Source organism: Thiohalocapsa sp. ML1, from assembly GCF_001469165.1.
Taxonomy (GTDB): Bacteria; Pseudomonadota; Gammaproteobacteria; order Chromatiales; family Chromatiaceae; genus Thiohalocapsa.
Genome location: NZ_JABX01000062.1, coordinates 1 through 25,601, shown reverse-complemented (window position 1 = coordinate 25,601; position 25,601 = coordinate 1). Strand labels below are relative to the sequence as shown.

General features: G+C 68.5%; 23 protein-coding genes and 1 CRISPR repeat array. Of the genes, 21 read left to right on the top strand and 2 right to left on the bottom strand.

Annotated elements, in window-relative coordinates:
- Window positions 1-45 precede the first annotated feature (45 nt).
- Window positions 46-570: a CRISPR direct-repeat array (repeat unit 36 nt; unit sequence GTCCGAATGACGCCCCGAAATTGAGGGGGTTACGAC).
- A gap of 305 nt (window positions 571-875) precedes the next feature.
- Window positions 876-1,148, top strand: a complete 273-nt coding sequence (locus ML01_RS29335) for a hypothetical protein (protein WP_156427973.1) — start codon at window positions 876-878, stop codon at window positions 1,146-1,148.
- 81 nt (window positions 1,149-1,229) lie between these two features.
- A complete protein-coding gene (locus tag ML01_RS29330) occupies window positions 1,230-1,328 on the top strand; it encodes an AbrB/MazE/SpoVT family DNA-binding domain-containing protein (RefSeq protein WP_254045379.1) in 99 nt (32 codons plus the stop codon).
- Window positions 1,329-1,596: 268 nt separating this feature from the next.
- On the opposite strand, the gene ML01_RS24390 is transcribed toward ML01_RS29330, so the two are convergent.
- On the bottom strand, window positions 1,597-1,896 hold the full coding sequence (locus tag ML01_RS24390; RefSeq protein WP_058557989.1) for a hypothetical protein: 300 nt from the start codon (window positions 1,894-1,896) through the stop codon (window positions 1,597-1,599).
- A 111-nt stretch (window positions 1,897-2,007) separates the two neighbouring features.
- Between ML01_RS24390 and ML01_RS24385 the strand changes: the two genes are divergently transcribed.
- The 16 genes from ML01_RS24385 (at window position 2,008) to ML01_RS24310 (ending at window position 23,399) form a co-directional block, all read left to right on the top strand.
- Window positions 2,008-2,676, top strand: coding sequence for a hypothetical protein (locus ML01_RS24385; RefSeq protein WP_058557988.1), 669 nt, complete (start codon window positions 2,008-2,010; stop codon window positions 2,674-2,676).
- Window positions 2,677-2,866: 190 nt separating this feature from the next.
- Window positions 2,867-3,397 (top strand): hypothetical protein, encoded by a 531-nt coding sequence (locus ML01_RS30340; protein ID WP_058557987.1) that lies wholly within the window; start codon window positions 2,867-2,869, stop codon window positions 3,395-3,397.
- Window positions 3,398-3,444: 47 nt separating this feature from the next.
- Entirely contained in the window at window positions 3,445-5,586 is a 2,142-nt protein-coding gene (locus tag ML01_RS24375; protein ID WP_058557986.1) for a class I SAM-dependent DNA methyltransferase, read from the top strand.
- A gap of 59 nt (window positions 5,587-5,645) precedes the next feature.
- Window positions 5,646-7,175 carry a hypothetical protein gene (locus ML01_RS29315; protein WP_156427971.1) on the top strand — a complete coding sequence of 510 codons (1,530 nt, stop codon included), beginning with the start codon at window positions 5,646-5,648 and terminating at the stop codon, window positions 7,173-7,175.
- A 395-nt stretch (window positions 7,176-7,570) separates the two neighbouring features.
- The gene (locus ML01_RS24365; protein WP_058557984.1) at window positions 7,571-7,807 is read left to right on the top strand and encodes a type II toxin-antitoxin system MqsA family antitoxin; all 237 of its coding nucleotides are present in this window, start codon (window positions 7,571-7,573) and stop codon (window positions 7,805-7,807) included.
- A 23-nt stretch (window positions 7,808-7,830) separates the two neighbouring features.
- Entirely contained in the window at window positions 7,831-9,027 is a 1,197-nt protein-coding gene (locus ML01_RS24360; RefSeq protein ID WP_162268096.1) for a hypothetical protein, read from the top strand.
- A complete protein-coding gene (locus ML01_RS24355; RefSeq protein WP_058557982.1) occupies window positions 9,024-9,926 on the top strand; it encodes a Fic family protein in 903 nt (300 codons plus the stop codon). Before ML01_RS24360 ends, ML01_RS24355 begins: the two co-directional genes overlap by 4 nt.
- Window positions 9,923-11,149, top strand: coding sequence for a hypothetical protein (locus ML01_RS24350; RefSeq protein WP_058557981.1), 1,227 nt, complete (start codon window positions 9,923-9,925; stop codon window positions 11,147-11,149). The genes ML01_RS24355 and ML01_RS24350 overlap by 4 nt, the downstream gene beginning before the upstream one ends.
- Window positions 11,149-15,447 (top strand): hypothetical protein, encoded by a 4,299-nt coding sequence (locus ML01_RS24345; protein WP_058557980.1) that lies wholly within the window; start codon window positions 11,149-11,151, stop codon window positions 15,445-15,447. Before ML01_RS24350 ends, ML01_RS24345 begins: the two co-directional genes overlap by 1 nt.
- Window positions 15,444-16,280 (top strand): hypothetical protein, encoded by an 837-nt coding sequence (locus tag ML01_RS24340; RefSeq protein ID WP_058557979.1) that lies wholly within the window; start codon window positions 15,444-15,446, stop codon window positions 16,278-16,280. The genes ML01_RS24345 and ML01_RS24340 overlap by 4 nt, the downstream gene beginning before the upstream one ends.
- Complete coding sequence (locus ML01_RS24335) at window positions 16,277-17,425, top strand: hypothetical protein (protein WP_058557978.1); 1,149 nt, start codon at window positions 16,277-16,279, stop codon at window positions 17,423-17,425. Before ML01_RS24340 ends, ML01_RS24335 begins: the two co-directional genes overlap by 4 nt.
- Before the next feature lie 57 nt (window positions 17,426-17,482).
- Window positions 17,483-19,165 (top strand): ATP-binding protein, encoded by a 1,683-nt coding sequence (locus ML01_RS24330; protein ID WP_058557977.1) that lies wholly within the window; start codon window positions 17,483-17,485, stop codon window positions 19,163-19,165.
- Window positions 19,158-19,730, top strand: a complete 573-nt coding sequence (locus ML01_RS24325; protein ID WP_058557976.1) for a hypothetical protein — start codon at window positions 19,158-19,160, stop codon at window positions 19,728-19,730. Before ML01_RS24330 ends, ML01_RS24325 begins: the two co-directional genes overlap by 8 nt.
- A complete protein-coding gene (locus tag ML01_RS24320; protein ID WP_058557975.1) occupies window positions 19,730-21,205 on the top strand; it encodes a protein kinase in 1,476 nt (491 codons plus the stop codon). The genes ML01_RS24325 and ML01_RS24320 overlap by 1 nt, the downstream gene beginning before the upstream one ends.
- A gap of 39 nt (window positions 21,206-21,244) precedes the next feature.
- Window positions 21,245-21,937 (top strand): hypothetical protein, encoded by a 693-nt coding sequence (locus tag ML01_RS24315; protein ID WP_156427970.1) that lies wholly within the window; start codon window positions 21,245-21,247, stop codon window positions 21,935-21,937.
- A gap of 208 nt (window positions 21,938-22,145) precedes the next feature.
- The gene (locus tag ML01_RS24310) at window positions 22,146-23,399 is read left to right on the top strand and encodes a hypothetical protein (protein WP_058557973.1); all 1,254 of its coding nucleotides are present in this window, start codon (window positions 22,146-22,148) and stop codon (window positions 23,397-23,399) included.
- 97 nt (window positions 23,400-23,496) lie between these two features.
- Here the strand turns inward: ML01_RS24310 and ML01_RS24305 are convergent, their stop codons facing one another.
- A complete protein-coding gene (locus ML01_RS24305) occupies window positions 23,497-23,781 on the bottom strand; it encodes a hypothetical protein (RefSeq protein WP_058557972.1) in 285 nt (94 codons plus the stop codon).
- Here ML01_RS24305 and ML01_RS24300 point away from each other — a divergent pair.
- From ML01_RS24300 to ML01_RS24290, 3 genes are all read left to right on the top strand, one after another.
- Window positions 23,780-24,016, top strand: a complete 237-nt coding sequence (locus tag ML01_RS24300) for a UPF0175 family protein (protein WP_058557971.1) — start codon at window positions 23,780-23,782, stop codon at window positions 24,014-24,016. The genes ML01_RS24305 and ML01_RS24300 overlap by 2 nt on opposite strands.
- A 180-nt stretch (window positions 24,017-24,196) precedes the next feature.
- A complete protein-coding gene (locus ML01_RS30875; RefSeq protein WP_254045378.1) occupies window positions 24,197-24,478 on the top strand; it encodes a DUF3368 domain-containing protein in 282 nt (93 codons plus the stop codon).
- A gap of 275 nt (window positions 24,479-24,753) precedes the next feature.
- Window positions 24,754-25,601: hypothetical protein (locus ML01_RS24290; protein ID WP_156427969.1), on the top strand; the 848-nt coding region annotated here is incomplete at its 3' end.

Here is a 25,601-nt window from a genome sequence, read left to right as displayed (position 1 = left end):
GGGGTTACGACGAAGTCGCGCCCGGATCTGGGCGGACACCTCGGCGTCCGAATGACGCCCCGAAATTGAGGGGGTTACGACGCACGGGGTCCCCTCCACATGTTCCCCCGGTGGGGTCCGAATGACGCCCCGAAATTGAGGGGGTTACGACAGACGCACTTCAGCCCACCTCCCCGTGCGGGACGTCCGAATGACGCCCCGAAATTGAGGGGGTTACGACACCTCCCGCGCCTCCACCTCGACACGGTTTTCAGTCCGAATGACGCCCCGAAATTGAGGGGGTTACGACGCAGGAGCAGGGTGTGAGAGAGGGGTTTCTCCGTCCGAATGACGCCCCGAAATTGAGGGGGTTACGACTTCAAGCACTGCCTGTACGCGAGGAAAGAGCGCAGTCCGAATGACGCCCCGAAATTGAGGGGGTTACGACATTTCGAGACCTTTCGCTGTCCCACGCAGTTTTGTCCGAATGACGCCCCGAAATTGAGGGGGTTACGACACCAGTGTCATTAGTAGAGCGAAAACCGGAATACTAGAGTCCGAATGAAGCCCCGAAATTGAGGGGGTTACGACCCCGAACTGGTGCCCGCCACGAACTCGACAGCAGCGAGTAGCCCGGATGGAGCGAAGCGCAATCCGGGGCCGGCCGAGCCATTGGCGCGGATCGGGCGGGGGCGACGAGGGGGGCATGCTCCCGGGTTCCGCTGCGCTTCATCCGCAGCGCGCGGGGGCCAGGTCATCCTCTACGGACCGGCAAGACCTGCCACGCCCGCAATGCCGCGCGGGACCTGGCGGCGCTCGCGCCCTTTGGCGTCCCTTACGAGACGCTCAAAGCAGAGCAACGGGCGGTTGTCGACGGCGACGAGCGAGTAGCCCGGATGGAGCGAAGCGCAATCCGGGGCCGGCCGAGCCATTGGCGCGGATCGGGCGGGAGCGACGAGGGGGCATGCTCCCGGGTTCCGCTGCGCTTCATCCGCAGCGCGCGGGGGCCAGGTCATCCTCTACGGACCGGCAAGACCTGCCACGCCCGCAACGCCGCGCGCGATCTGGCGGCGCTCGCGCCCTTTGGCGTCCCTTACGAGACGCTCAAAGCAGAGCAACGGGCGGTTGTCGACGGCGACGTGCAGGCACCGGGGCTGGTGCGCATCTGACCGGCTGTCATGCCCACGGCTGGACAAACGCCGGTACGGCTATGGACTCAAGGTTTGTGGATCCAGCCGGGGAATGACCCAATGCAGGTCTCGAAGTGGGGCAATAGTCTGGCGGTGCGCCTGCCCGCCGCGGTGGTGGAGGCGCTCGATCTGCGATTTGCAGGATGGGCAATCGATTGAAGATCGAATGGTGGTGCGCAATCCGTTTCTGAGTCCCGCCTAACGGCCATGGCGACCAGCGCCACCCCGGAGGATGAAAGGCGCTAAGCCCGCGACGTTCTCGACCGCTCGACCTCGCGTGTCAACCAACCGGCCGCGCCCGGTCCCGGTGCAGGCGACCCAGGGGTATTGCACCTTTTCCCGCAAGGTGCGCCCAAGGATAGTTCTGATCATGCGCATGAACACGACCGCGTCGCATTGGTTCGCGCGCCGCAGCAGGCGGTCGACTTCACGCCACGAGTACCCGATCGAGGGTCGTGAACTGATCGAGCACCAGCGTCGTTTCCGGCTCGTGCTCCTGAGTCGGGGAGTCGACAGCTTCGGCGGCGACGGTTGCAACCGCGGCGTCCTCCGCCGGCAACGGTGGCAGGCGCGACAGCGCCTCGCCGGCGTTGGCCCAGGTTCGCTGCTCCATCCGGTGCAGCACGCCGAGGTAGTGCGCGACGGATGCGGCGCCATGCTGCCCGGTGAGCGCGGTAGCGGCATCCACGAGACGCTCCACCGGAACCGGGTCCGTTTCCGCCTGCATCACGCCGTCGCCGCAATCGCAGCGACCGCCGGGCGACCAGGACCGGCCCGCCCAGCGGCCAAGCCCCGTGCCCGCTGGTTTGCCCCGGCGGACCTGGGCGATCAGCTCAACATGGACCTCTGCGCGCAGCGCGCCGCGGCCCGCGCCCTAGTCGGCCGCGGCCTCGGCCTGCCGCTGTCCGCGCTGGCGCGCATCAACCCCAAGGCGCCGCGGGCAGCAGAGCCGGCCCGCTGTCGGGTGCTGCGCATCAAGGACCTGGACCACCAGCTCGGCGTCGCAGGCCCGCTGCCGGGCCGCAACGAGACGGCCTGGCGCAGCCAAACCCGGGTCGTCACCGTGGACGACGTGCTCCTGTCGACCTTCGCCGCCGAGCCCAAGGTTGCTTACATCGACGCGCCCGCCGCCGTTGCCGCAGCCGCGCAGGCACAGGCGCCCGGCGACGGCTGCGTGCTGCCCAGCGAGCTGGTGCTGACGCTCTGCTTCCATCGCTGGCCCGGCGCCTACGCGCTGGTGCTGGAGTCGCCGCCGGTGCTCGCGCAGTGGCGCCGGCTCGCCACCGGCGGCGGGCTGCGCTTCGTGCAGCCCGCCGAGGCCGCCGCGCTGGCGCTGCCGCTGCCGGAGCCCGAGCAGGCCACGGCCTGGCAGGAGCGCCTGACGGACCTGCTCGCGGAGCGCCGCGCGGCCCGTGGCACGCTGCAAGCCCTGGCCGACCAACTGCATTGGCTCTATCGTGCGAGCCATCCCGAGCGCAGCGCGCAACCGGAGAGCCCCACGGCATGAGTAACGATTCAAGAACAAGTTGCACATCCTCTTGAAACGACGAAACACGCGAAAAGCGCGAAAATCGCAGCGAGCTCCGACTGTCCGGCTTGTTCTTTCGCGTATTTCGCGTGTTTCGTAGTTGAAAAAGCTGCATTGCTTGCTTTTGAACTGTTACCAAGTCGTTTAACTTGTTGATGAAGCGTCCCTGATGGCGGAACAACACGGCAGCGGCACCGCCGCCGGCGGCTCGCCGGAGCCCCCGGCGACAGAGTCCCCGGCGACAGAGTCCCCGGCGACAGAGTCCCCGGCGGCAGAGACCATGGCGGAGCTCGCACGCCTGCGGGCGGAGCTCTGCACCACCGCACGCCCGCTGAGCGACCTCTGGCATGAGCGCACGCCGCTCTGGCAGGCGCTCGGCTGGGAGCGCGCCCAACTGCGGCTCTGGCTGCGCTGCCTCCCCGGCGTCGCCATGAGCGGCGCGGACACGGCAGACCCCGTCTTCGGCAGCGCCGCCGCCGCGGGCAGGCCCGGCGCGACCGCGCAGACCGGCCTGGCGGCGCAGCAGCAGCTCGGCGAGCGCATTGCGGAGGTGCTTACCGCCCTCGGCAAGCCGGCACCGCCGGCGCTGATCCGCACCCGGCTCCCGCCGGACCTGCTGGTAACAGACGCCCTGATCCTCGGCGCCGCCCGCGCGCATCCGCGGCTCGCGCTCACCGGCCCCTTGATCCGACTCAAATAGACCCGCCGCCGCACGGCGGCACCGGCAGCCCCCAACGGAGCCCGACCATGGACACCAAGACCAGGAAGCCCAACGCCGCCGCCGACGCCGAGCCCGCCTATCGCGCGCTGCGCCGGGAGTACCAGGACTACGCCTTCGACCTGCCGCTCACGGACGACCAAGACCTCGCCGCCGCCGGCCTGATCTGGGGCGAGGTGCAGGGCAACGAGACGCCGCGCATCCTGCTCATTGCGCTGCCCAAGGGGCACTGGGGCCTGTCCGAGCCCGTCCGGCTGGAGGAGCTCGCCACCCGGCTCCTGGCCGAGCACGTGGAAGACTGGCCCCTGTACGTGCACCTCACCGACGGCGACAACAGCCAGCGCTACGCCCTCATCGGCGCGTTCAGCGCCGCCACCCAGACCATCGATGAGCTCCCGCCGCTGGCGCTGATCCGCGAGCACCGCCGCTACCGCGCGGACCCGACGCTCAAATGGTCCATGCAGACCTACACCCGGCTCATGCATCGGCTCGACGCCTTCCACGAGCAGGTCTACCAGACCGTGAAGGACCGCGTCTCGGACAAGAACGAGATCATCGAGGAGGTCGCCAAGATCCTGTTCCTGGAGACCTTTCGCTGCCATCACGACGCCGCCCTGGGCTTCGAGCACGAGGGGCAGCGCTACGGCTTCCGCGAGGTCTTCAGCGCCGACTACGTGCGGGAGCATAAGGAGCACGCAGTCAGCCGCATCCAGGCCGCGTTCGACCACCTCAAGGGCCACCCGGACTATGTCGTCACCGCCGACGACGGCACCGAGAACGCCATCTTCGAGCGCAACACCCACCTGCGCCTGGCGCGCTGGGAGAACTACGCCGCGCTGCTGGAAGCCATCCAGGACTTAGGTCCGGTCACCGACAACCAGGGCCGCACCATCAAGCCCGCCGGCACCCTGGCCGACGTCTCGGCAGACGTGCTCGGGCGCGTGTTCGATGTCTTTCTGCGCGCCAACTTCGAGTCCAAGGGCGGCTTGGGCGTGTATCTGACGCCGAACCCCGTCAAGCAGGCGATGCTCGACATCGCCTTCCACGACATCGCCGCGGACCCGGCCGCCATCGAGGAGGTGGTGGCCGGCCAATTCCGCTTCTGCGACCCCGCCTGCGGCACCTACGGCTTCGGCGCCGTCGCCCTCAGCCGGTTGCGGGCCTTGATCGAGTACGAGCTCTCCAGCCTCGATGACGCCGAGCGCGAGGCCCTGTTCCAGCGCACCGTGGCGCAGGGCTTCATCGGCGCCGACTCCGCCCCGCGCATGGTCATGCTCGCCCGCGTCAACATGGCCCTGCAGGGCGCCCCCAAGGCGCGCATCTTCTACACCGACAACTCGCTGACCAGCCGCGCGCTCGAGCCCAACAGCATGAGCCTGATCTGCACCAATCCGCCCTTCGGCACGCCCAAGTTCAAGGCCAACAAACAGGGCGAGGAGAGCAAGAAACACTACGAGGCGCTGATGGAGCAGGTGCTCGGCGGCTTTCGCGATGCGGAGCTGGTGGTGACCGGCTACAACGCCTACTACGACCACGTGAGCAAGGCCTGGCGCGACCTCGGCCCGCTGCACCTGGACGCCGACGGCGCGCCCATCTGGGCCGGCTACCGCACGGATCTGCGCAACGTCGCCGGCGGCAAAAAGCCCCGCTACGAGCTCCACCCCAGCACCGCCGGCCTTGCCATGGGCAGCAAGCCGGACAACAAGGGCAACTGGAAGCAGGTGAAGGGCGGCTCCATCGACCCCGCCGTGCTCTTCATCGACCGCTGCCTGCAACTGCTGAAACCCGGCGGGCGGCTCCTGATCGTCCTGCCGGACGGCATCCTGTGCAATTCCGGCGACCGCTACGTGCGCGAGTACATCATGGGCAAGAAGGACCCGCAGACCGGGGAGTTCAGCGGCGGCAAGGCCATCGTCAAGGCCGTCATCTCCCTGCCCGCAGACACCTTCAAGCTCTCCGGCACCGGCGCCAAGACGTCGATTTTGTACCTGCAAAAGCGCAAGGCCGCCCCGGACGACCCGAGCCGCTTCCTGCCGGAGCCCCAGACCGACGTCTTCATGGCCGTGGCGGATACGCTCGGCTACGTGGTAAAGAACAACGTCGAGGACTACGCCGCCGGCGTGCCGAATGACCTGGATCGGATTGTTGGGGCGTATCGGAGGGGGGAGTGAGTGCGCTTTCCTAATCCAGCGGGACTTGATACTCGCCCATCGCTTTTGAGGGATAAGTAATGGCCGTTGACGCCGAGCGTGGCAAATTCCACATCAACGTCATCGAACCAAGCGATATTGGAGTGCTTTGGTCAGCTCAATCCTATCGTTCTGAAGTGACCGCTGCGATTAGAAAGATCAAGTCTATGCGGTGGATGCCATTGCAAAAACTAGTGGTCAATTTAATCTCCCCCGGCCCGCATCCAGCTTACGGGGGCGATTACCCTTGCCTAAAGACGAAAAACGTGCAGGACTTGCTCGCCGATTTGGAGCCCGCGGACTACGCGGACGTTTCAGGTTATGACGACGTGCAAGAACTTCAGGTCCAGTACGCGGACTTGCTAATCAATTTGACCGGCGCAGGGAGTATTGGCCGTGTTTCCATCTACTATGGACAGCAGCGACCCATCACGAACCAACATGTCGCCAAGATGTCAGTTCTCGACGGCACAGATGAAGGGTATCTCGCAGCCTTCTTGAGATCATACTGGGGTGAGCGCTGTCTTGAACAAGGCGTGGCGGGAACCACGGGCCAGATCAATATGGTGAATGATCACGTACGATCGGTACCCGTCCCCGTCATTGACTCTGATGCGCAGCGCTACATCGGCAACAAAGTCCGACAGGCCGAGCGGCTGAGGGCTTGGGCGAAGAGCATGGAGTACGCGTTTCTCTCGGACCTGACAGGAGCTTATCCGGAGGCGTTTGCGAATCGCAAAGGCAGCAACAAGCATACTCGGATTGCAGCCAATGACATCGTTTACACCCTAAATCCCGGCGCCTTTGAAGAGGAAAGGCTTCGGGTGCAACGATACTTGACGACTCACGGGGGTGCGCATCTTAAGACCATTGCCACCGTCGGCGGGAGCACAACGAACGATTACGCACCTGAAAGTGCTTATATTGGTCTGGACGTCATTGCCTCGAATTCTTGCGAGCTTAAAGTTGAGACAATCTCGGGGGCGGGTACCTCCGGCAGTAGTCGGCTGCTGCCCGAAGGCCCAATTGTCTCCAAGCTCCGCCCGTACCTCAATAAAGTGAGCTACGTTCCGGGGTGGCTTGCCGGGGCGGTCGGAAGCACCGAGCTGCTGTGCGTCCAACCGAAAGCGAATCTATCCGGATGGTACTTGTATGGGGTATTGAAGTCAGAAGCGACGCTCAAGCAGCTCCGACCGCTGGCAAGCGGCGCTACGCATCCGCGTATCGATCAAGCGGACCTCTTGCATCTCGTCGTTCCGATGCACCCTGACCACGAGCGGCTGGGCGCTCTGCTTGACGACGCACAAACCGCTTACTTCAACGCGGGTTACCTCACCACCACCGCCAAACTCCTCGTCGAAGCCATCATCGAAGGCCAGCTCACGGAATCCGACCTGATCGCCGCGCAACAGGCGCTGGAGGCCGGCGACGACGGCCCAGACCAGGCCATCCTGGCGCGGCTCACCCCGGACGGCCTCGACGGCAGCGGCGCGCCGCTCTTTCCGGACCTGGACCGGCTCGCCACCCTGCTCGCGCGGGCGGCATCGGAGGCGGCGGGCGATGCGGATTGATGCCAAGGCCGGGCGGTCGCGCCGCCCATGCTCGCTCCCCCGCTACGGAAGCATGGGCACCAGTCGGCGCGGGATGCTCGCCCGGTCGCCCCGCGCTGCTCAGCGCATCGGGGCCGTTCCAAGGCGCCGAGATGCCGCCCGCCGGCCGCCAAGACAGCCAGGGGCCGCGGCGAAAACGCTCGCGCAAAGAATCGGTTGCATCCGCGCGCGGCGGTGCGATCATTTGCGTGACATCACGCAAATGATCTGTATCGCGGCCTGTCCCATGCGCCGGGGCCGCCGCCGCTCCATGTGGTCGCGGCGCTGGATCAGGGGTCGCAGACCTGTTTCGTCATCACCGCGTATCGGCCGGATGAGGCCCATTTCGAGCCCGATCTGAAAACGAGCAAGCCAAAATGAAGCCAGCCTGCCCCCTCTGCGCCGGCCGTCGTAAGCCGGGCCAAACCACCTTCACCGCCGAGCTCGGCTTTGGCGTGGTGGTGGTGCGCCACGTCCCGGCCCTGGTCTGCGACCAATGCGGCGAGGAATGGATCGAAGACCCCGTGGCCGCGGCGCTGGAGGCCGTTGTGGACGAGGCCCGCGCCAAACACAGCCTGGTCGAGGTCACGGACTGGCGCGAGCGCGCGGCCTGAGTGCATCGACTGAGATTCAAATGATGGACGCCCCCGTTCTTCCCCTCGGTCATCGCCCGCCGTTGCTCGATGAGCGCCTGGAGACCCTGTTTGCGTGGCTGCAAGTGCGTGAGCTCGTCGGCGAGGGCGGCAACATGGACCTACCGACGGTGAATTTGGATGCGCCGCAACTGCTCAACGGTGCGAGCTTCGCCCTTGCGGAGCCCACCGCCCGGCGCCATCGGGTCAAGCGCAAACAGGCGCAGGAGATGAAGACGCTCAAGGAACGGCTCGGCGGAACGCCCCCGAACAGCGTCGACAAGCAAGCGGTGTGGGGCGCAGTGCAGACACCTCACGAGGCAGTGCGGAAGCTCGCGTGGCATAAGCTGCCGCCCGACGCGATGGCCTTTTACCGGCCGTTTCACTATCCGCCGTTCGATCAATGGGGCATCTATCTGTTGGTGGAGCCGCTGCTCGCCTATCACTGCCGGCTGCAGCGCATGGCGGCGCCGCTGAAGCTCTATTCCCCCGAGGTGCTCATGCACCTGGTGCTGTTCGAGGTCTTTCACCACGAGTTTTTTCACCACATGGCGGAAACCACGGCCACGTCGTTGGAAATCCTGGCAGCAGCGCGGGGGCAGCCGCGGCGCGTCTACCTCGACTTCTGGCACAGGCAATACGACGGTGACGGCTTCGACTATCCGCACGCTCCACTGGAGGAGGCGTTAGCAAACGCCTACGCTCACAACGCGCTCGGCTTCATTGCGCGGGTCAAGGCGGGCTACCGCACCGCGGTCATTCGCTCCTATCAAGCCGCGCTGGAGACTCATTGGGACTTGGAGCCGCCCGGCTATCGGGACGCCCGTGCCTACATCAAGGACGGCTACGTCGCCGGCGGGGCTTGTCTGCTGGCCCAGATGCTGGAGGTGCCGAACGCGGCCGACGAGGTACCGCTGGCCTGTCTCGCCCGGCACCTGATGCCGAACGGCTTCACGGCGCTGTTGCAAAAGCCGGAGATACCGACTTACCTGGTGGGCAGCGACGAGCAGCTCGACGCCCTGCATGCCCTGGTGCCGGCGCCGAACGAGGCCTATTCGCAGCTATTCTGGCCCTATGACAGCAGAGCTATCGATGCCTACGTTGCTGAGATGAAAGCGAAGGAAAAGGCCGCGAGGGAAGCAGCGAAACGGGCTGGCACAGCCAATGCCCTGGGGCTCCGGCAGGGAGACCTGTTCGCATGAACCGGGACGCCGTAACAAGGGGTGTCGAGCACGCCGCCCGGCAAAGTGCAACTGTACCCAAGCTCGCCCCCCTGGCCGGCCTGGACCCGGACCTTGCGCGCTCGCTGTTGGCCCAGGTGCGGGACCTCTGGACGCACGGCTCCACGGCGCTGGAAGGCAACACCCTGACGCTGGGCGAGACCAAGTTCGTCATCGAAGAGGGGCTGACCGTCTCCGGCAAGCCGCTGAAGGACCACCAGGAGGTGGTCGGCCACGCCCGTGCCATCGAGCTGATCTATGGACTGCTAGAGGACTGGCCGGCGCGGCCGGTGACCGCCGAGCCGTTGTTCGCGCTGCACCGCGCGGTGCAGACGAGCATCGTCACGGACATCGACAAGCCCATCGGCGCCTGGAAGCTGGAGCCCAATGGAACCTATGCAGTCACCCACGACCGCAGCCAAACCTTCATCGAGTATGCGGTACCTTCCGACGTGCCGGCGCTCATGGACACCTGGCTCGCGGAACTGAACCGCCTGGGTGCGGAGCCGCTGGATGAGGACGCCGCGCTCGCGGCCTACGCGCGGCTCCATCTCGGCTTCGTACACATCCACCCGTTCTGGGACGGCAATGGGCGGATGGCTCGGCTCGTCGCCAACCTGCCGGTGCTGCGTGCCGGGCACCTGCCGGTCGTCATCGATGTCCGCGAGCGCAAACGCTACATCGACACCCTGGCCGCATACCAGCTCGCGGTGGGTCCGCTGACGCCCGCCACCGGCGTCTGGCCGCGGCCGGACCTGGAAGCACGCTTCCTGGACCTCTGCCGCGACGCCTACGCGGCAACCCGCGCGCTGGTCGCCGCCGCCCATGCCCAGCAGGCGGCACGCCGGCCCCGGGGTCACCCGAGCGAGGGCGCCCGATGACCCCGAACAGCGCACTCAAGGCGTTGCGGGCGCTCTTCGGCACCGGCACCTGCCCGGCGGCCGATCCGGCGCTGGCCGATCTCCTCACCGGGCTCGCGCATCCGAGCGCCGACGGCGCGCACTGGGTGCTGAGCCGGCGGCTGCTTGCGATGCGGGACGCCCTCGCCGACAACGACGAGGCCGTTGCGGCCGTGCTGGCCGGCGACGAGCCGCTCTGGGACGCCTGGCTGCGCATCCTCGCGGCGCGCTGCCGGGAGGCCGGCCAACTGGCGGACCCTGTTGCGCTGGTGCTGCTGGTGAGCCGGCTCGGGGCCGCCGCCGCGTCGGTGGAGGCGGCCCTGGACGGCGCAACGCTGGCCCCCACCGACAGCACCGGCCTGGAGCGCGAGCTCTTCGGCGCCGGCGCCGAGCAGGCCCGCAGCACCCCGGCGCTGGTGCGGGTGGCGGCGGCGCAGGCGCGCCTGGCTCGCTGGCGCGGCGACGCCCTGCCCGCGCTCGCGCCGGTCGATAGAACAGGCACCGAGGTGGACGCCAACTGGTGTCCGGGCCGCTTGCTGGCGCTGCCGGACGCGCTGCTCCCGGCAGACGACTGGCTGTTGCACGGCCGTTGGCAGCAGGCACCGGCCGACACCCCGGCTGACGCCCCGGCCAAGCCGAGCGCGCTCGGCGTGCTCCAGCACTGGGTGCTGCCCAACCCCTGGCCGCTGCTGCTCGCCATGATCGGGCTGGTGCAGGACGCCTGGGCGGCGGAGGGCCGCGGCGGGCTGCTGCTGGAGCTGCCGCGCGGGCAGAACCCGCAGGCGCCGGCCGAGGTGCAGGTGCTGGTGGCACTGACGGAGGGGGACGAGCGCCTGTGCGGCACCCTGGGCGGGCTGGTGCTCGCGGTGCTGGCGCGGCTGGACATTGCACTGTTTCCGCGCCGCCCGCCGGAGCGCGAGCTGAACGCGCTGCTCGCCCCCGTGGTCGGGGCGCTGCTGCGCCGGCGGGTCTGGGCCTTTCATGAGGGTCTGGCCCACCAGCAGGGTCAGTACCGATTGAGCGGCGACTTCTCGGACGCCTGCTACCGCAGCGCCGGCGTGCTGGCGCTCGGGCGCAACGCGCGCCGGCTGCGCGGTGCGGTGCGCACGGCGGCGCAGCAATGGCGGCTCGACACCGACCGCCGCGACCTTGACGATGAACCGGTACGCGCCGCCGCCGGCATGGCAACGATGAGGACGCCCTGATGCACGAGGTAAGAGACATGGACCTGACACCGGAGTACGTGTCGGACCTGGCCGGGCACCACACCTGGGCGGCCGGCGGTGTCTCCGACTACCCGCCGCGGGACCCGCTGGTGGGGCAGAGCCGCTTCTTCCGCGGCTACCGGACCTTCATCCGGACCATCGATCAGGACCAGGACCGTTTTACCCATGTCTTCGCCGTGGAGGGGGAATGGGGCCGCGGCAAGTCGCGCCTCGGCCACGAGCTGATTGCCCAGATCAACGATTGCTCCCGGGGCTGGTACGTCCGCGACGACGCGGGCGGGCTGGTGGAGGCGGCGCTGTTCGACAGCCCGGAGCGGCGCGATGAGTACCTCGGGCTCTATCTGCGCTATTCGCAGCTCGCGAGCGATGTGCAGAGCTCCGACAACTGGTTCAGCGTGGGGCTCTACAAGGCGCTGCTGCCGCTCGCCACCCGGCGCTTCGACGGCTCGCACCAGAGCCGCATCGCGGAGCAGGCGCTGCGCCGCCTGGAGCCCGAGGGCTTCGACGCGGACCACCTTGCGGGCCTGCTGGAGGCCGCTGCCGGACACACCGACGAAACCCTGTATCTGGACCCATCGCTCGCCACGCGCCTGGTGCAGGCGGCCTACGACTACCTGCGGGAATTCGGCATCCGCTATGTGCTGATCGTGCTCGATGAGCTGGAGACGGTTGCGGAGGCTGCCACCTTCGGCCTGGAGACCGACGAGCAAAGGCACCTGGACGGCCACGCCATTCGCCTCATCGGCAAGGCCATCAAGGAGGAAGACCCGCGCGCCAAGCTGCCGTGGCTGCGCTACGTGGCGCTGTGCTCGCCGCTGTTGGGCCAGCAGTTGCGGGAGATCAAATCACTCACGCGGCGCTTCGAGCTGGTGCAGTTGGAGCCCAACGCCTTTGCCGATGTGTCGGACTACGTCGCGCGACTGAAGGCCGACCGCAAGCTGGCCTACGCCTATCCGCCGGGGCTGGTGGAAGCCGCCTATGCCATGAGCGGCGCCAACTTCGGCTGGTTCAACGTGGTCATGGCCAACATCGACGCGGTGCTGGGCCAGCGGCCCGCCGGCCGGCCGCTGCCGGAAACCGGCGAGATCATCGAGCTGGTGCTGGCCGGCTCCGGCCGCGTGGCCAGCCACGTGCTGGACCACAACGCCATCGAGGGCATCGACACCCGCGACCAGACCCTGCTCGCCCTGGCGCGGCGGCTGCTCTACGGCCAGTTGCCGGTGCCGCTGACGGCCTGCCCGCCGCGCATGACGGAGCTGCTGGCGCACAAGAACGAGTACAGCGAGCCGGTGGCGAGCCGCTACCAGCGGGTGTTCTGGGAGCGACTCGACTGTCGCCGCGCGCTGGAAGAGGCCAAGTTCCGCCGCGACCAAGACGAATGGCTCTATCCGGGCGTGGACCAGGGGCTCGACCTGAACGGGCTGCTCGCCAATCTGCGCACCTTCGCCGTGGTGGAGCCGGACCCGCGCGCGCTGCTCATTCCGCAGACGCAAAGCGAGTTTCGCCATCTGGTGATGCTGGTCTACAACCACCCGGCGGCGGAGCTGGCGGCCGACGCGCTCTGGCACAAGCTGATCGGCAGCGAGCAGGAATTGCCGGCGGAGGACGCCACCCACATCGGCCCGAGCGTCGCGATGCTGCTGCGGCTCGACCTGCGCTACCGCCGGGCGCAGCACAACTCCATGATCTTCCGCGACCCGGCGCTGGCCGACACCCACGAGACGGCGATGAGCGCGTTCGAGGCGGCCTGCCGCAAGGATCAGGCGCTGCGCGCGCGGGTGCGCCTCACGGGCCTGTTCCGGCTGTTGGACCGCAACTGGTCCTATGCGGAGCCGCCGCTGCCCAACACGGAAGGCCTGGTGATCCAGCAGGCGCCGCGCGGGCGTGCCGGCAAGGGCGGAATCTTGTTCTGCGAAGGGCTCAAGCTGCACCCGGACGGCCAGGCCTGGTTCGCCTGGGTGGACAGCGTCGACGCCTTGCAGCGGCTGCATCGGCTGGCCCGGCAGCGGCGCGGCGAGACCGGGCGGCTGCCCGTGGCGGCCTTCACCGGCTCCGTCGGCGTGACGGACTACTACGACCGGGGCGGCTTCGACGACCCGCCGACCCAGGGCCGCAGCGACATCCTGCTGCATTATCTGAACAGCTCCGAGCTGGACGCGCTGGAGCGCATCGGCCTCACCGCCGACTTTGCACCGGACGGCGAGCTGGCCCTGCACGAGGGGCAGTTCACCAGCCGCTTCAAGGCGCGCCTCAACGGCATCCGGGAGTTTGCCCAGCGCGCCATCGAGCGCTGGCGCCGGGAGCTCACCGCCCGCGGGCTCATCGCCTGGCCCCTGCGCCCGGGCGGCAAGCTCAACGCCGAGGACCGCGAGCTGTTGTTCTCCGCCTGGAAACTCTTTGCCATCGACCAGCCCGCGCTCGGCGGCCTGCACGCGCTGACGCCGGACCACGGCATCAGCGCCGGGGCCGTCGCGGAGCTGTTCGGACGGCTCTGCCTGAGCCGCCAGCAGATCGGTCTCGGCTACGCCAAGGACGAGCACGCCGGGCTCTTCCTGGACCTGGACAACCCGGGCCAGGCGCAGGCGCGTTTCCCGGCCTTCCTGGCCCGCATCGCGGACCCGAGCAAGCGGCGTGAATGGACGCTGGAGCAGGCGCGGGCCGATTGGTTTTGGGGGCATCTCGCCGGGGCCGGCGGCCTGTCCGCCAAGTCCGTGTTCGACGACTGGATGTGGTGGTGCGCCCGCCTGGAGCTGCACAAGGTGGCGGACCAGGCCGCCAGGGCCCCGCGCTGGATCCAGGTGAGCCGTGCCGAGCTCGCCAACAACCTGCGCGAGGCCGAGAACTGGCTCGACGGCGACGACCCCGACGGCTACCGCGAGACGGTGAAGCTGCTCGCCCAGGTCTTCGGCGACGGCGAAATCCGCGCCAAGTTCGCCCCCAAGGGCGCCGCACCCCAGGGCGTGGACACCGTCGTGGCGCTGGACGACCTCGCGCACGCGCAAGCGCTCCTCGATGCCGTGAAGCACGGCGAGGAGGCGCTGACGGCGGTGGACGACCTGGCGGTGCTGTCTGTGCGACTGCCGGGGCTGCTGCGCGACCGTGGCGAGGCGCTGCGGCGCATCGACGGCGTGCGCCCGCGGGAGCTGCCGAGCATCTCGCTCGACAACCTGCGCATGCTGGAGCTGAACGCGCGCGAGCGCTCCCTGTATGAGCGGGTGATGCAGGCGCGCGCCTTCGCGGCTCTGGTTCAGCGCGCGAGCGCGGCCATCGCAGCGGCGGTGGACGGGCGCATCCGGGACATCGACGCCGACGCTGCCGCCGCGGCGCCCTTCCCGCGCCGATTGTTCACGCTGTCGCTCGAAACCCTGCGCAACATCCTGGCCGGTGCCGTCGGCGACGGCGAGGACAGCGAGACGCAAAAGGCCGAGGCCGCCGCCGGCTCGGACACGCTGCGCCATTTTCTGCGCGCGCTGGAGCTGGCCAAGGCGTCCGATCGGCTGGAGCTGCTCGCCCGCGAGGCCGGCGTGGATCTGCGCTCCGGCGTCGAGCGGCCCATGGCCGAGGTGGACGGCTACATCCTGACCACGTTCCGCAACTTCAAGGATCGCTGGCAGCAGGCGCGCGAGCAGTGCGCGGCGGTCGGCGCGCGCATCGCCGAGGCTCTGCGGCGCCTGGAGCCGCTGCCGCCGGACTATGCCGATGCTGTTCACCCGCGGGAGCTGGAGGGGCTTGCCGAGCAACTGAGACACCTGGAGGACGCCTTTACCGGCCTGGATGAGCAGGCCGAGCCCTACCGTGAGCGCCTGCGGGGCGACATGCGCAGGGGGCAGTTCGCCGCGATGCGCGAGCTGCCGGAGCTGCTCCTCAAGCCGCTGATCAACTCTGGCGCGGTGATCGCCGGCAAGGTGCAGCGCATCGAGAACGCCATCAGCGGCTATCGGGATGCCAAGCTGCTGGCCTTCAACCGCGGGCTGCGCCGGCGCGTGGAGCCGCTCTTGAACGCGGTCGGCGACGGCCCGGTGCCGCTGCTGGGGAGCGACGCCGTCAAGGATCTGTCCCTGCACGACCTCAACGTCGAGCTCGATCTGAAGCAGCGCGGCCTTGCGGCGCGCGCAAGCCGCGCCTTGGCCGGCACGGGCGTGGATCTGGCGCGCTGGTGCGACATTGCCGAGGACATGCTGGCGGGTCGCGAGCCGGCACTCGGCGGCGATGAGCTCAAGGCGCTGGTCGCGCGCGGCATCCTGCGCCAGCGCATCAGCTTCGGGGCCGACGCGTGAAGCTGTTTCTGGATCCTGCCCTTGCCGCCCATCGGCGCGGGCGCTTCCTCGGCGCGCTGCTCGACGCCGCCGCCGCGCCGACCGCGCTGCCAGAGGCCGGTGTGCTGCTGATGGACGGCAAGGCCTACCAGGGCGCCGCCGAGCAACAGCGGGCTGCCGTGGCGGCCTGGCACGCGCGGCCAGGCCGAACCCTGCTGCTGCTGCCGCCCTTCGAGACGGGCGCCATCGCCGCTGGCCTGGACTGGCGCATCGCCTTTCGCAGCGACAAGGCTGCGGCGGGGGACGCCGGCATCGCGGCGGCTTTGGCCGCGGAGGTGCTGTACGGCCTGCACGGCCAGGACGGCGCCAGCGACCGCGCCGCCGGCCAGCGTTGGGCCGACGGCAGCGCACACAGCCGCTACTGGAAGGCCCACACCGGCAGCGGCCTGCTTGCGGCGACCTGCCTGCCGCTCTGGTCCGTCAGCCTGCTGGATCAGGCCGAGGCAACGCGCGCTTGGATCGGCGCGCTGCATGCGCATACGGGCGCGCCGGAGTCGATCCCGCTGCCGGCGCAGACGGCGGCCACAGCGCAGGCGCCGACGCCGGAGGCCTTCGGCCTGCTGGTGTGCCTGTACGGGTTCGGCTGCGCGGACGCGCAGTGCGTGCTCGCGCGGCTCGCGGCAAGCCCGCTGCCGATCCTGGCACTGGACCGCGGCCGGCTGCCGCTGCTGGTGGCGCAGTTGCGCGCGGCGGGGTACCTGGACGACGGCGGCCTGACGGCGGCGGGCGAAGGCGCGCTCGTCGCATCCCCCTACTGGGCCTACGCGCAACGCCTGCGGGAGGAGCACGCATGAACCCGACACCGCCCGCCCGGCCGCTGGCCCAAGCGCTGGCCGTCGAGAGCCAGATCCGGCTGCCCGGCTCGGCCGGACGGATTCTGAAACAGATTCGCGATATCGAGTCGATCGCGCCGCTGTTCCGGGAGGCCGGGCTGGTGAAGGCCGTCGCAAGGCCGGCCGTCATCGACCTCAGCATCTCAGGCGTCGCCACCCGGTCGGTGGTGAAGCGCGCCCTCGGCGGCTTTGTCTACGCGTCCGCCGGCAGCCGCGTAGACCTGCTGGTGCGGGAGAACCAGGTCAGCACCAGGGGCGGCGATTCGGTGGCGGAGCTCGACGACATCGACTTCGAGGCCCACCGCAAGCGCCTGGAGCTGATCGAGATGCGCCACGGCTACCGGCTCGTCGAGCGGCTGCTGGCGGAGCCGGAGCCGGCGACGCTGGTCCTGCTCGACACGCCCCTGTTCCTGGACCGGCAGATGGCCCCGCTGCAACACCATCGCCGGCACGCAGAGGAGTACGACCAGACCCGGGCGCTGATCGCGGCCTTCTGGGAGCACCACCGCGAACGCCTGTTCCCTTGGAGCCCGCGGGGGCCGATCCTCGCGAGCATCGTCGCGGAGCGCTTCACGGCCATCGTCAGCATCGCGCGGGCGAACCTGCAGAGCCGCGACGGCCGGCAGGAGCTCCTGGCGAGCGACGGCTATGCGCCGGAGGGCCTCGCCGATCTGAATCAGCTCGATGAGAAGCTCGCCGGCATCGGCGATCAGCGCTTCGTGAACGGCATCCTCGGCGCCTTTACGCGCACCATGGCGTTCCGGCTCACCGAGGCGCGCACCCGCCTGGAGCCGAAGGCGGCGGCGGCCCCCGGCGTGCTCGGCTTCCATTACAAGGGCGGGCGCGGCAGCAGCATCCAGATGGTGCAGCTCCCCGGCGACGAGCCAGACTGGAACACGGCGGCGCTGGACGCGGTGGCCTGGCGGCTCATGGTGCTGGACATGCAGAACCGCCGGCAGGCGCGGCCGCTGCCGCAGCTCCTGGCCGCGGAGCACTTGCGCATCCTGGATCAGTTCGCCGGGTTCTATGTGCAGGGGCTCAACGATGCGATGAAGAGCAACGCCATCGAGGACACCTGGCTCGGCGGCTTGGACCTCGATGATTGAGTCATGACCACTGCGATGAGGATTGGACGATGAGGATTGGACGATGAGGATTGGGCGATGAAACAGGGCGTCTTGGGCAAGCTGGTGGGCAACACCGGCGATCCGGCCAAGCTCACCATGGTGGTGACCAATTCCTTCGCGGTGCGCCGGGGGGAGTTCGTGCGTATCGTGCACCAGGAGCGCCCCGACGAGCCGGCGGCAGCGGTGCTGGCGCGGGTGACGCGCATGCATCGCTCCAACATCCTGTTCAATGCCGGCTTCGGCGACGGCGTGACGGAGCTGGAGCTGCTGCCGGGGGCCAGCGTCACCGGCGAGCACCTGTACGCGCACCTGGAGCTGGTGGGCTATCGCGACCCGCTGAGCCGCCAGATTCGCATCCCGCGCCGGCCGCTGGACCCCGGTGCGGCCGTCGAGACGGTGGACTTTCAGTTCCTCGCGGACTTCTACCAGTTCGACGAGCACACCAGCCTGCACCTGGGCAATCTGGTGGGCTACGAGCGCGGCGAGAACACCGTGCCGGTCTACATCGATGTCAACAACCTGGTGACCGAGCACCTGGCGGTGCTGGCCATGACCGGCTCCGGCAAGTCCTACACCGTCGGGCGCATCATCGAGCGCCTGGTGGCCCTGAACAACGGCACGGTCGTGGTCTTCGACCCGCATGGGGAGTACGGCCGGGCGCTGGCGGGCGGGCGCCTGACCTTTGCCGAGCCGAACGACATCGACGACCCCCGCGAGCGCGAGTCGCTGGCGCAGATCCGCGCCATGCTGGAGCGCCTGCAGGCGGCGGATGCGGGCGTCGTCGTGCACACGCCGCAGCAGGACACCTTCCGCTACAAGTACGCCGGCAAGAACCGCCAGCTCGCGCTCCAGTTCGACCGGTTCGAGATGGATGAAGTGACCGAGATCCTGCCCGGCCTGACGGAGCCACAGCAGCGGGTGCTGGACGTGGCGCTGCGCTTTTGGCGCCAAGCGGACAAGACGGAGCCGCGGGACATCAACCGCCTGCGCTGGCTGCTCGGCGACGGCATGGACGAGCTCAAGGGCTGGGACGAGCTGACCGACGCCGAGGCCAACGCGCTCAGCAGCCGCAGCGCCGCGGTGGCGTCCATGAAGCTGAACCGCGTGCTGAACGAGGCGCAGAGCTTCTACTCCGCCACCATGGCGGAGCCCACCGACATCTATCGCATGATCGGCCGCCCGTCCAATCGCCAGGGCCGGCTGGTGGTGGTGGACCTGCAAGGCCTGAGCGACACCGCCAAGCAGGTGGTGTGCGCGCTGCTCTCCAGCGAGATCCTACGCGCGGCCGCGAGCAAGCACGATCCGCTGCGGCCCTGTTTTCTCGTCTATGAGGAGGGGCACAGCTTTGCCCCGGCCGACGGCAAGGCGGTGAGCCACCGCGTGATCAAGAAGATCGCGGGCGAGGGGCGCAAGTTCGGCGTCGGCTTCTGCATCGTGAGCCAGCGCCCGTCCAAGCTGGACGCCGACGTCACCTCGCAGTGCAACACCCTGATCACGATGCGGCTCAAGAACCCGGACGATCAGCGCTTCATCGCCAAGGCATCGGACATGGTCAGCAAGGCGGACCTCGATGAGCTGCCGAGCCTCTCCACCGGCGAAGCGCTGGTGTGCGGGCGCTCCATCCCGGCGCCGCTGCTGGTGAAGGTGGGCGCGAAAGCGCTGGTGCACGGCGGCGAGTCGCCGCAAGTGCTGCGCATCTGGGACAGCTTCCATGAGTGACCCGCTCGCGGCGATCCGCGCCACGCTGACGCGCGACTTCATCGCGCACGCCTATCCCGTGCTGATCGAGCCGGGGGTGCGCGACGAGGACGTGCTGATCCACAGCCTCGGCTGCAGCCTCTGGACCGTCCTCGGACACGAGCTCGGCTATTCCGCGCTGGTGGAGGCGCCGGCACCCGCCGCGGCCGGCGCCGACATCCGCGCCGACAGCCTGTGGTTCGAGCGCGCCGGCTGGCGACCCGTCGTGCTGGTGGAGTTCGAGCGCTTCGAGGCCGGCCCGCGCGGCGAGGCCAAGCTCGCGGAGAAGGTCCGCAACCTGCTGGAGGCGGCCGCACGCTGGGAGCTGGCGCCGCGCCTGCTGGTGCTCTCGGCATGGAGCGCAGGCGTCGTGGATGCGCCGCGCACGGACGCCTTGCGGGCGTTGCTGCGCGACGGCTTCATCAACGCCGCCGGCGTGCGCATCCGCGGACCATCCCATGTGCCGCTGCTGCTGCACCGGCTGCTGCTGGGGGTCGCGCCGGGCGGGCGATTGCGGCTCGCGCAAAACCTGCTCGAGGTGGTCTGATGACGCTGCGCAGCGCCCACTTCATGCCCCAGTCCGACCAGCGTCTCGGCAACAAGTACCTGCTGCTGGAGCGCCTCGGCGACGGCTCCCACGGCTGGGTCTGGCGTGCCGAGCGGCTCGCCGACGGCGAGATCGTCGCCGTGAAGATCCCGAAGGAGCTCTCCCGCGACGACCGCGCCCTGGCCGAGGGGCGCGAGCTCCTGGGCATCGCCGGCCACCCGAACCTGATCCGGATCTTCGACATGGGCCGGGTGCCGCCGGAGCGCGAGTGGTACGCCATCGAGATGGAATACTTCCCGAGCGAGAGCCTGGCGCAGAAGCTGGAGCAGCGCAGCCACCACTTCGGCCTCACCTTCGAGCGCCTGTTCGGCATCTACCGCCAGGTACTGGACGCTGTCGCCTACCTTGCCGCGCTGGACCCGCCCGTCTCCCACGGCGATTTGAAACCGCACAATATCCTCGTCGGGCAGGGCGATCAGGTAAAGGTCACGGACTTCGGCAGCTCCGCGCTGCCGGAGGAGATCTATCTGCGCACCCGCGAGAACGGCGGCACCGTGCTCTATGCCGCGCCCGAGTTTTCCGACTGCACGTCCCGCAAGGGCGACTTCGGCGACCTGCTGCGCGGCGACATCTACAGCCTGGGTGTGCTGCTCTACCAGCTCGGCACCGGCCGCCTACCGCACGACACGCAGGCCCAGGTGCGCCGGCACGCGCCCTTCCCGAAGCCGCGGGAGATCACCCAGGCCATCGCCCCCGCCTTGGAGCAGGTGATCCTGCGCTGCCTGCGGCGCCTGCCGGCGCAACGCTACGGCACGATCGCGGCGCTGCGCCGGGACTTCGACGCCGCCGTGATCGCACAGCGCGCCTTTGTGCCGGCCGCCCCGCCGCCGGCGCACGGCGGCCCCGCCCTGGACTGGTCCAGCGCCGTCCTGCGCGCCTTCGAGCGCGGCGACTACGACGCCGCGGCGCGCCTGGCCGGCGCCGAGCATCAGCGCTCCGGCGACAGCGCGGCGCTGCTCATGCAGCTAAACGCCCTGTTTCGGGACCGGCGCTGGCAGCGCCTCATGGACTTACTGGAGCGCCACGGCGCCGTGGCCATGGAGCCCGGTGCAGACGGCGCCGCCGTGCGGCTCTTAGCCATCAAAGCGGCGCTCAGACTCGCGCGCTACGACTATGCCGCGCGGCTGCTGACGCTGGCCCGTGAGCTGGACGAGCCGACGCTGGAGCACGGCCTGTGCGAGGCATCCCTCGCCGGCCTGCAAGCGTACTATGCCGGCGCGCGCGCCCTGCTCGAAGCGCTGAACCGCAGTCACCCGCGCACGCCGGAGGTGCTGCTGCGCCTGATCCAGGTCTGCGAGCAGCAACGCGACTACGCCGCCGCGGCCGGTTACCTGCGCGCCGCGCTGCGCCGGCTGCCCGAAGACCCGGCCCTCAATGCAAGGCGGGATCGGTATCGGGCGCTGGGGGCATGGTAAGCAGCTGACGACTGACGCACAGACATGGGAGCACCAACCGTGAGCGATCATCAAATCCGAAAGAAGCTTTCGCAGGGCACGGGGCACACCGTAGCGAACCGGCTGTTCGCGGATGCCTGGCGAGAAACCATTGCATATAACCGGGACTTTTACGAACGCACCGGCCAAGCCGAGGCACCGCTGTGGTGGGGAGAGCGGAGCTCGACCTCCGCGTTGCTCGAGGGCCTGCGCAAGGCCGGTGCGCTCGTGCTGCCCGAGATACCGGTGAGCAGGAAGCGGCGAGGCTACGAACCGACCGCGGGCCGGGTCGATGCTTGGGTCTGGACCGAGCAAGCGACCTATTACATCGAATTCAAGCACTTCTACTATGGCGCGGGCCGGAGCTGCCGCCGCAAGACCTTCGGCGATTGCTGGCAAGCGCTTCATCAGCAAGTCCGGACGATGAAGAGCGCCGTTCGCGCAGACGCCGTCGAGAAGCCCGCGTGGATCTGCGGCATGATGCTGGTGTCCCTGTATCGCGAGGCCAACACGCCAGACAAGGCGTGCGCCCTGCCGGAGGGGTGGGACGACGAATTCTTGGCCACGAAACCTTGCAAGGAAGCCGATTGGATCGGCCTCTGGACGCCCACGGACGGCATAGAGCTTCGGGAGTTCCCGAGCGCGTCCGAGCAACAACGCTGGTCGCACCAGCCGATGGTCGCCCTGCTAATCCAAGCCGAGCGTTTTGCGTAGCCCGCGTGCAGCGCGGCGCAATCCCGGTTCGTGCCGGCACGAACCGGCCGACCCGGATTGATTCCGCCTCGCTTCACGGGGCTCGACGGCGCTCGGCGGTTGCTGGATACCGGGCGCCCGGCTCGCTACGAGCAACGATTGGCAGAGTGCGCGCGCAGAGCGGCGGACAAACCAAGCTGTCGGTCGAGGAACACAAGGAGAAGCCTAAATGAAGTTAGCTCGGACCTACAGCCGCGCCAGATCGGACCGCAGCGGCCGTGTTATTCAAGCGGTACTCATTCGATTCTTCGCCAAGAGCGTAGGAGTTGTTGGGCATGAGGCGAATTACCAGGTTCTCCTCGCAAGCGAGTTGGAGCACGATTTTCCGGGACGCGTACGTAGGGAGCACCCCATCGAGTCAACGGGCGGCGGGCTGGTCGACATCGTGGTAGTCGATGCAGACGGTGCACCCTGGGCAACATTCGAGCTGAAAGGGGGCGCCCACGGTGACCGGAGTGGCTTGAGAACGGCATTGAAGGAGGGTCTCCCTAATGATATCGCTAAGCTCGCTCGCACCGGGGTGGCACCCGAGCGCCGTTGGTGTGTGGCGGTCGATCCGGCCCAGGAGCTCGACTCTACCACCCTCAAGCGTGGACATTGGAAGACTATCGAGGAGCAGGCCAGGCGCAGCAACGTCGGCTTTGCTCATTACGCGCACGGACACAAGACATGTCAGATACTCCCGGCTGGTGCGCCGGCGAGGGCGGAAACCATCCAAGCAGCCGTGCAGGCAGGGCAACGCGTCAACGTTCGCGACCTATTCTCGGCCCGCGGGTTGACCGCGGTTTTGGCACCCGCCCGGGAGTCGTTAGCACGAGAGGCCGATATTGTTGCCGCCGTATACGGGCACTTGATGAAGCTCGGCTACTCTCCACGCCAGGTCGCTACGGAGGCGTACTTTGGTTTTGCGCCGCGCATGCAACGGAGTACGTCACCGGCAAGCCCGCGGAACCTTGGCGGGTATGCGATATACCACCTGACGGGCGGAGGGTCGGACATGCCGCAGCGCCCTGACATGTGCATCTTCGAGCCTGAGGTCAGGGGTCGATTCAATCTCTACCCGAAGGGCGAGAGGCCGGAAGCGTACGACCCGATGAAGAGTTATTACCCGTTGAAGCTGTCGTTCTGGAGACTGATGGCGGAATTCAAGGGGGGCAAAACGCTCATCGATACGCCCAATGCGGAACTAGCGCGACTTTTTCGGACAGATATCGCCAAGCTGGCGAATTGGCGACGAGTCGCCGAAAGACAGGACTTCTACCGACTGCGCCACCTGGAGCCCGTCGATTTTGTTCTCGTCGCCAGCGACCTGCGTGCGCAACCACTCGACCGAGCAACGCTCGATGAGCTCGAAGGCGAGGCTCAGGAGAAATCCGTTCGATTCATCTACATCCAGCTACCGGGGGTCAGCGCCGTAGCCTGACGGGCCGACGACCAAACTCGCGCGACGGCAAGGAGGAGATTCGCCAAGCGCAAGCAGTGATCGCCTCGCCTCCACCCCAGCCGGATGAGCAGCCCAATCAGCCGAAACGGCCACGCCCGCGGCGGCCACCGACCGCACCCCTGCCTTCGACGTGCTGCGCGCCCTGCTGCTCGCGGTGCTCTACAGCGCGCTCGGTGCCGATTTGCGACCCGGACAACCGGCGCTCGCGCCGAGCCATCTGCGTGCGCTGTCCAGCTTGGTCCGGCGCCTCGGCGCGCAGGGCTCGGCCGCCAAGACCTTCTACCGCAACCTGCCGGCGGCCGGCGACATCGGCGCGCTGCTGCGCGCTGCTGCGCGCTGCTGCGCGCTGCTGCGCGGTCATGGTCGGCGTCGGACTGTCCGGCGTGCTGGAGTCCGCGGGCGTGCGCCCGGCCCTGGCGACGGCGCTGTTTCGCGATGGCCACCTGTCGCTCGCGCGTGCGGCACACCTCGCCGGGATGTCGGTGGGGGACTTTGCCACGCACCTGTCCCGGCTCGGTATCCCGGTGATCGATCTCGACGGCGCCGACGTAGAGCATGATCGCGACGACCTGGATGCATGGCTCGCCTCGTCCTGACGGACGCAAGCCCGCTCATCGGCCTGGCACGTGTCGACGGGCTTGGCTGGCTGGAGTCCTTGTTCGATGTGGTCGCCCTACCGCCGCGGGTGCGCGATGAGGTGCTGCCGGGCCGCGGAGGCGAGGACGAGCGGATGATCGCGGCCGGGCTGGATGCCGGCTGGCTGAAAGTGCACCGAAGTGCCGACGGCGCCGCCGCTGCCGGATCTCGACGAAGGCGAGGCGGCCTGCATCCGCATCGCCCTGGCGCAGCCCGAGCCCTGTCTAATCCTGATGGATGAGCGCGCGGGCCGGGCCATCGCCGCTAAGCATGGCCTGCGGGTGGCTGGCACCGCCGCCGTCATCGGCCTGGCCCGTCAGCGCGGGCTGATCCTATCAGCGCGTGATGTATTCGCCAGGCTACATGCGTCCGACTTCCGCATCTCGCCGACGGTCCTCCACCGTGCTGCGGCGCGTTGGTGAGTGAGGGGATGCAATGCGCCAAGCAGCAAGGACGGCGATGTTGCGGCCGACGCGCGCGAGCTCAGGGGTTGGCCCTGGTGCATTCCGAGCTCCTTAAAGGTTTGCCCCTATGCACTTTTCGGTGATGATACCTGCCTGCCGGCCAGGTTTCGCCGCTGAGACGTCACGATCAAGGCGCGAGCGGTCGGGCACCGCTGCCCTGCTCGGGTCTGGCTGGCCGAGTTAGGCCCGAGCCTGCCGACAACTCGGTCGCTGCGCCCTGTTGCGAGGAGCCGATGGAAAGCTGCTACCCTTTCGAAACCCGTCTTGAACCGCTCGCCAACTCCGATCAGGGCGGCTGGAGCATCTTGCTCGTCAATCTCTATCAACGCGTGCAGCCCGGGGTGGGTGCTTGGCGCGGTTTCGGCGGGGCTCGGCTGCATCGGCGCGTCGATGCCTGTCTCGAAGTCGCACGCGGGCTCGGCTGGACGCTGCACCCCTATCTGCGCCAACCCCATGGCGCCTGGCTGGGGGAGCGCCCGTTCGACCCGTTGACGGCACTTTCACCGAGTACGCACGACGCGCTGTTCGGCCCGCGGCAGAGCTTCCCGACGCAGCCCATCGTCGCTGCCGATGGCAATGCCGCTGCTGACCCGGACGGGGAGCGCGAGGCGCTGTTGCGACGCCTGGACCGCAGGGCCGCGGGGTGCCCGCACCAGCAACCGGTGCTGCTGACGCGCACGCCGCCCGGAGAGCGGGCGGGGGAAGAGCCCAGCGCGCTCGACGGCGAGCTTGCCCTGTGTCTGAACCCCAGCAAGCATCAGCCAGACGTGGACGCGGCCTGCTCCACCGTGTTTCGCATCCAGTGGGCGGATCTCTGGCTATTCGCCGATGCCAGCGGTCTCGTCTCGACTCACAACGCGCTGCTCGCGCTCAAGGTGGAGCCATTGCGGGTGTTGGCGGCGCGGGGGGCGGCGCGGGAGGTTCGGGTGGGTGATCTGGCCGAGCTAAACCGGGCGTTGCGCGACCTGGACCGCGGCGAGCGCGGCGCCGCCTGGGTGCGACCCGCCGGCAGCGACGTCCAGCCGGTGAACCTGTGGAGCCTGATCCTCGAGCACTGGCTCGGTGTCGCAATTGATGAGCA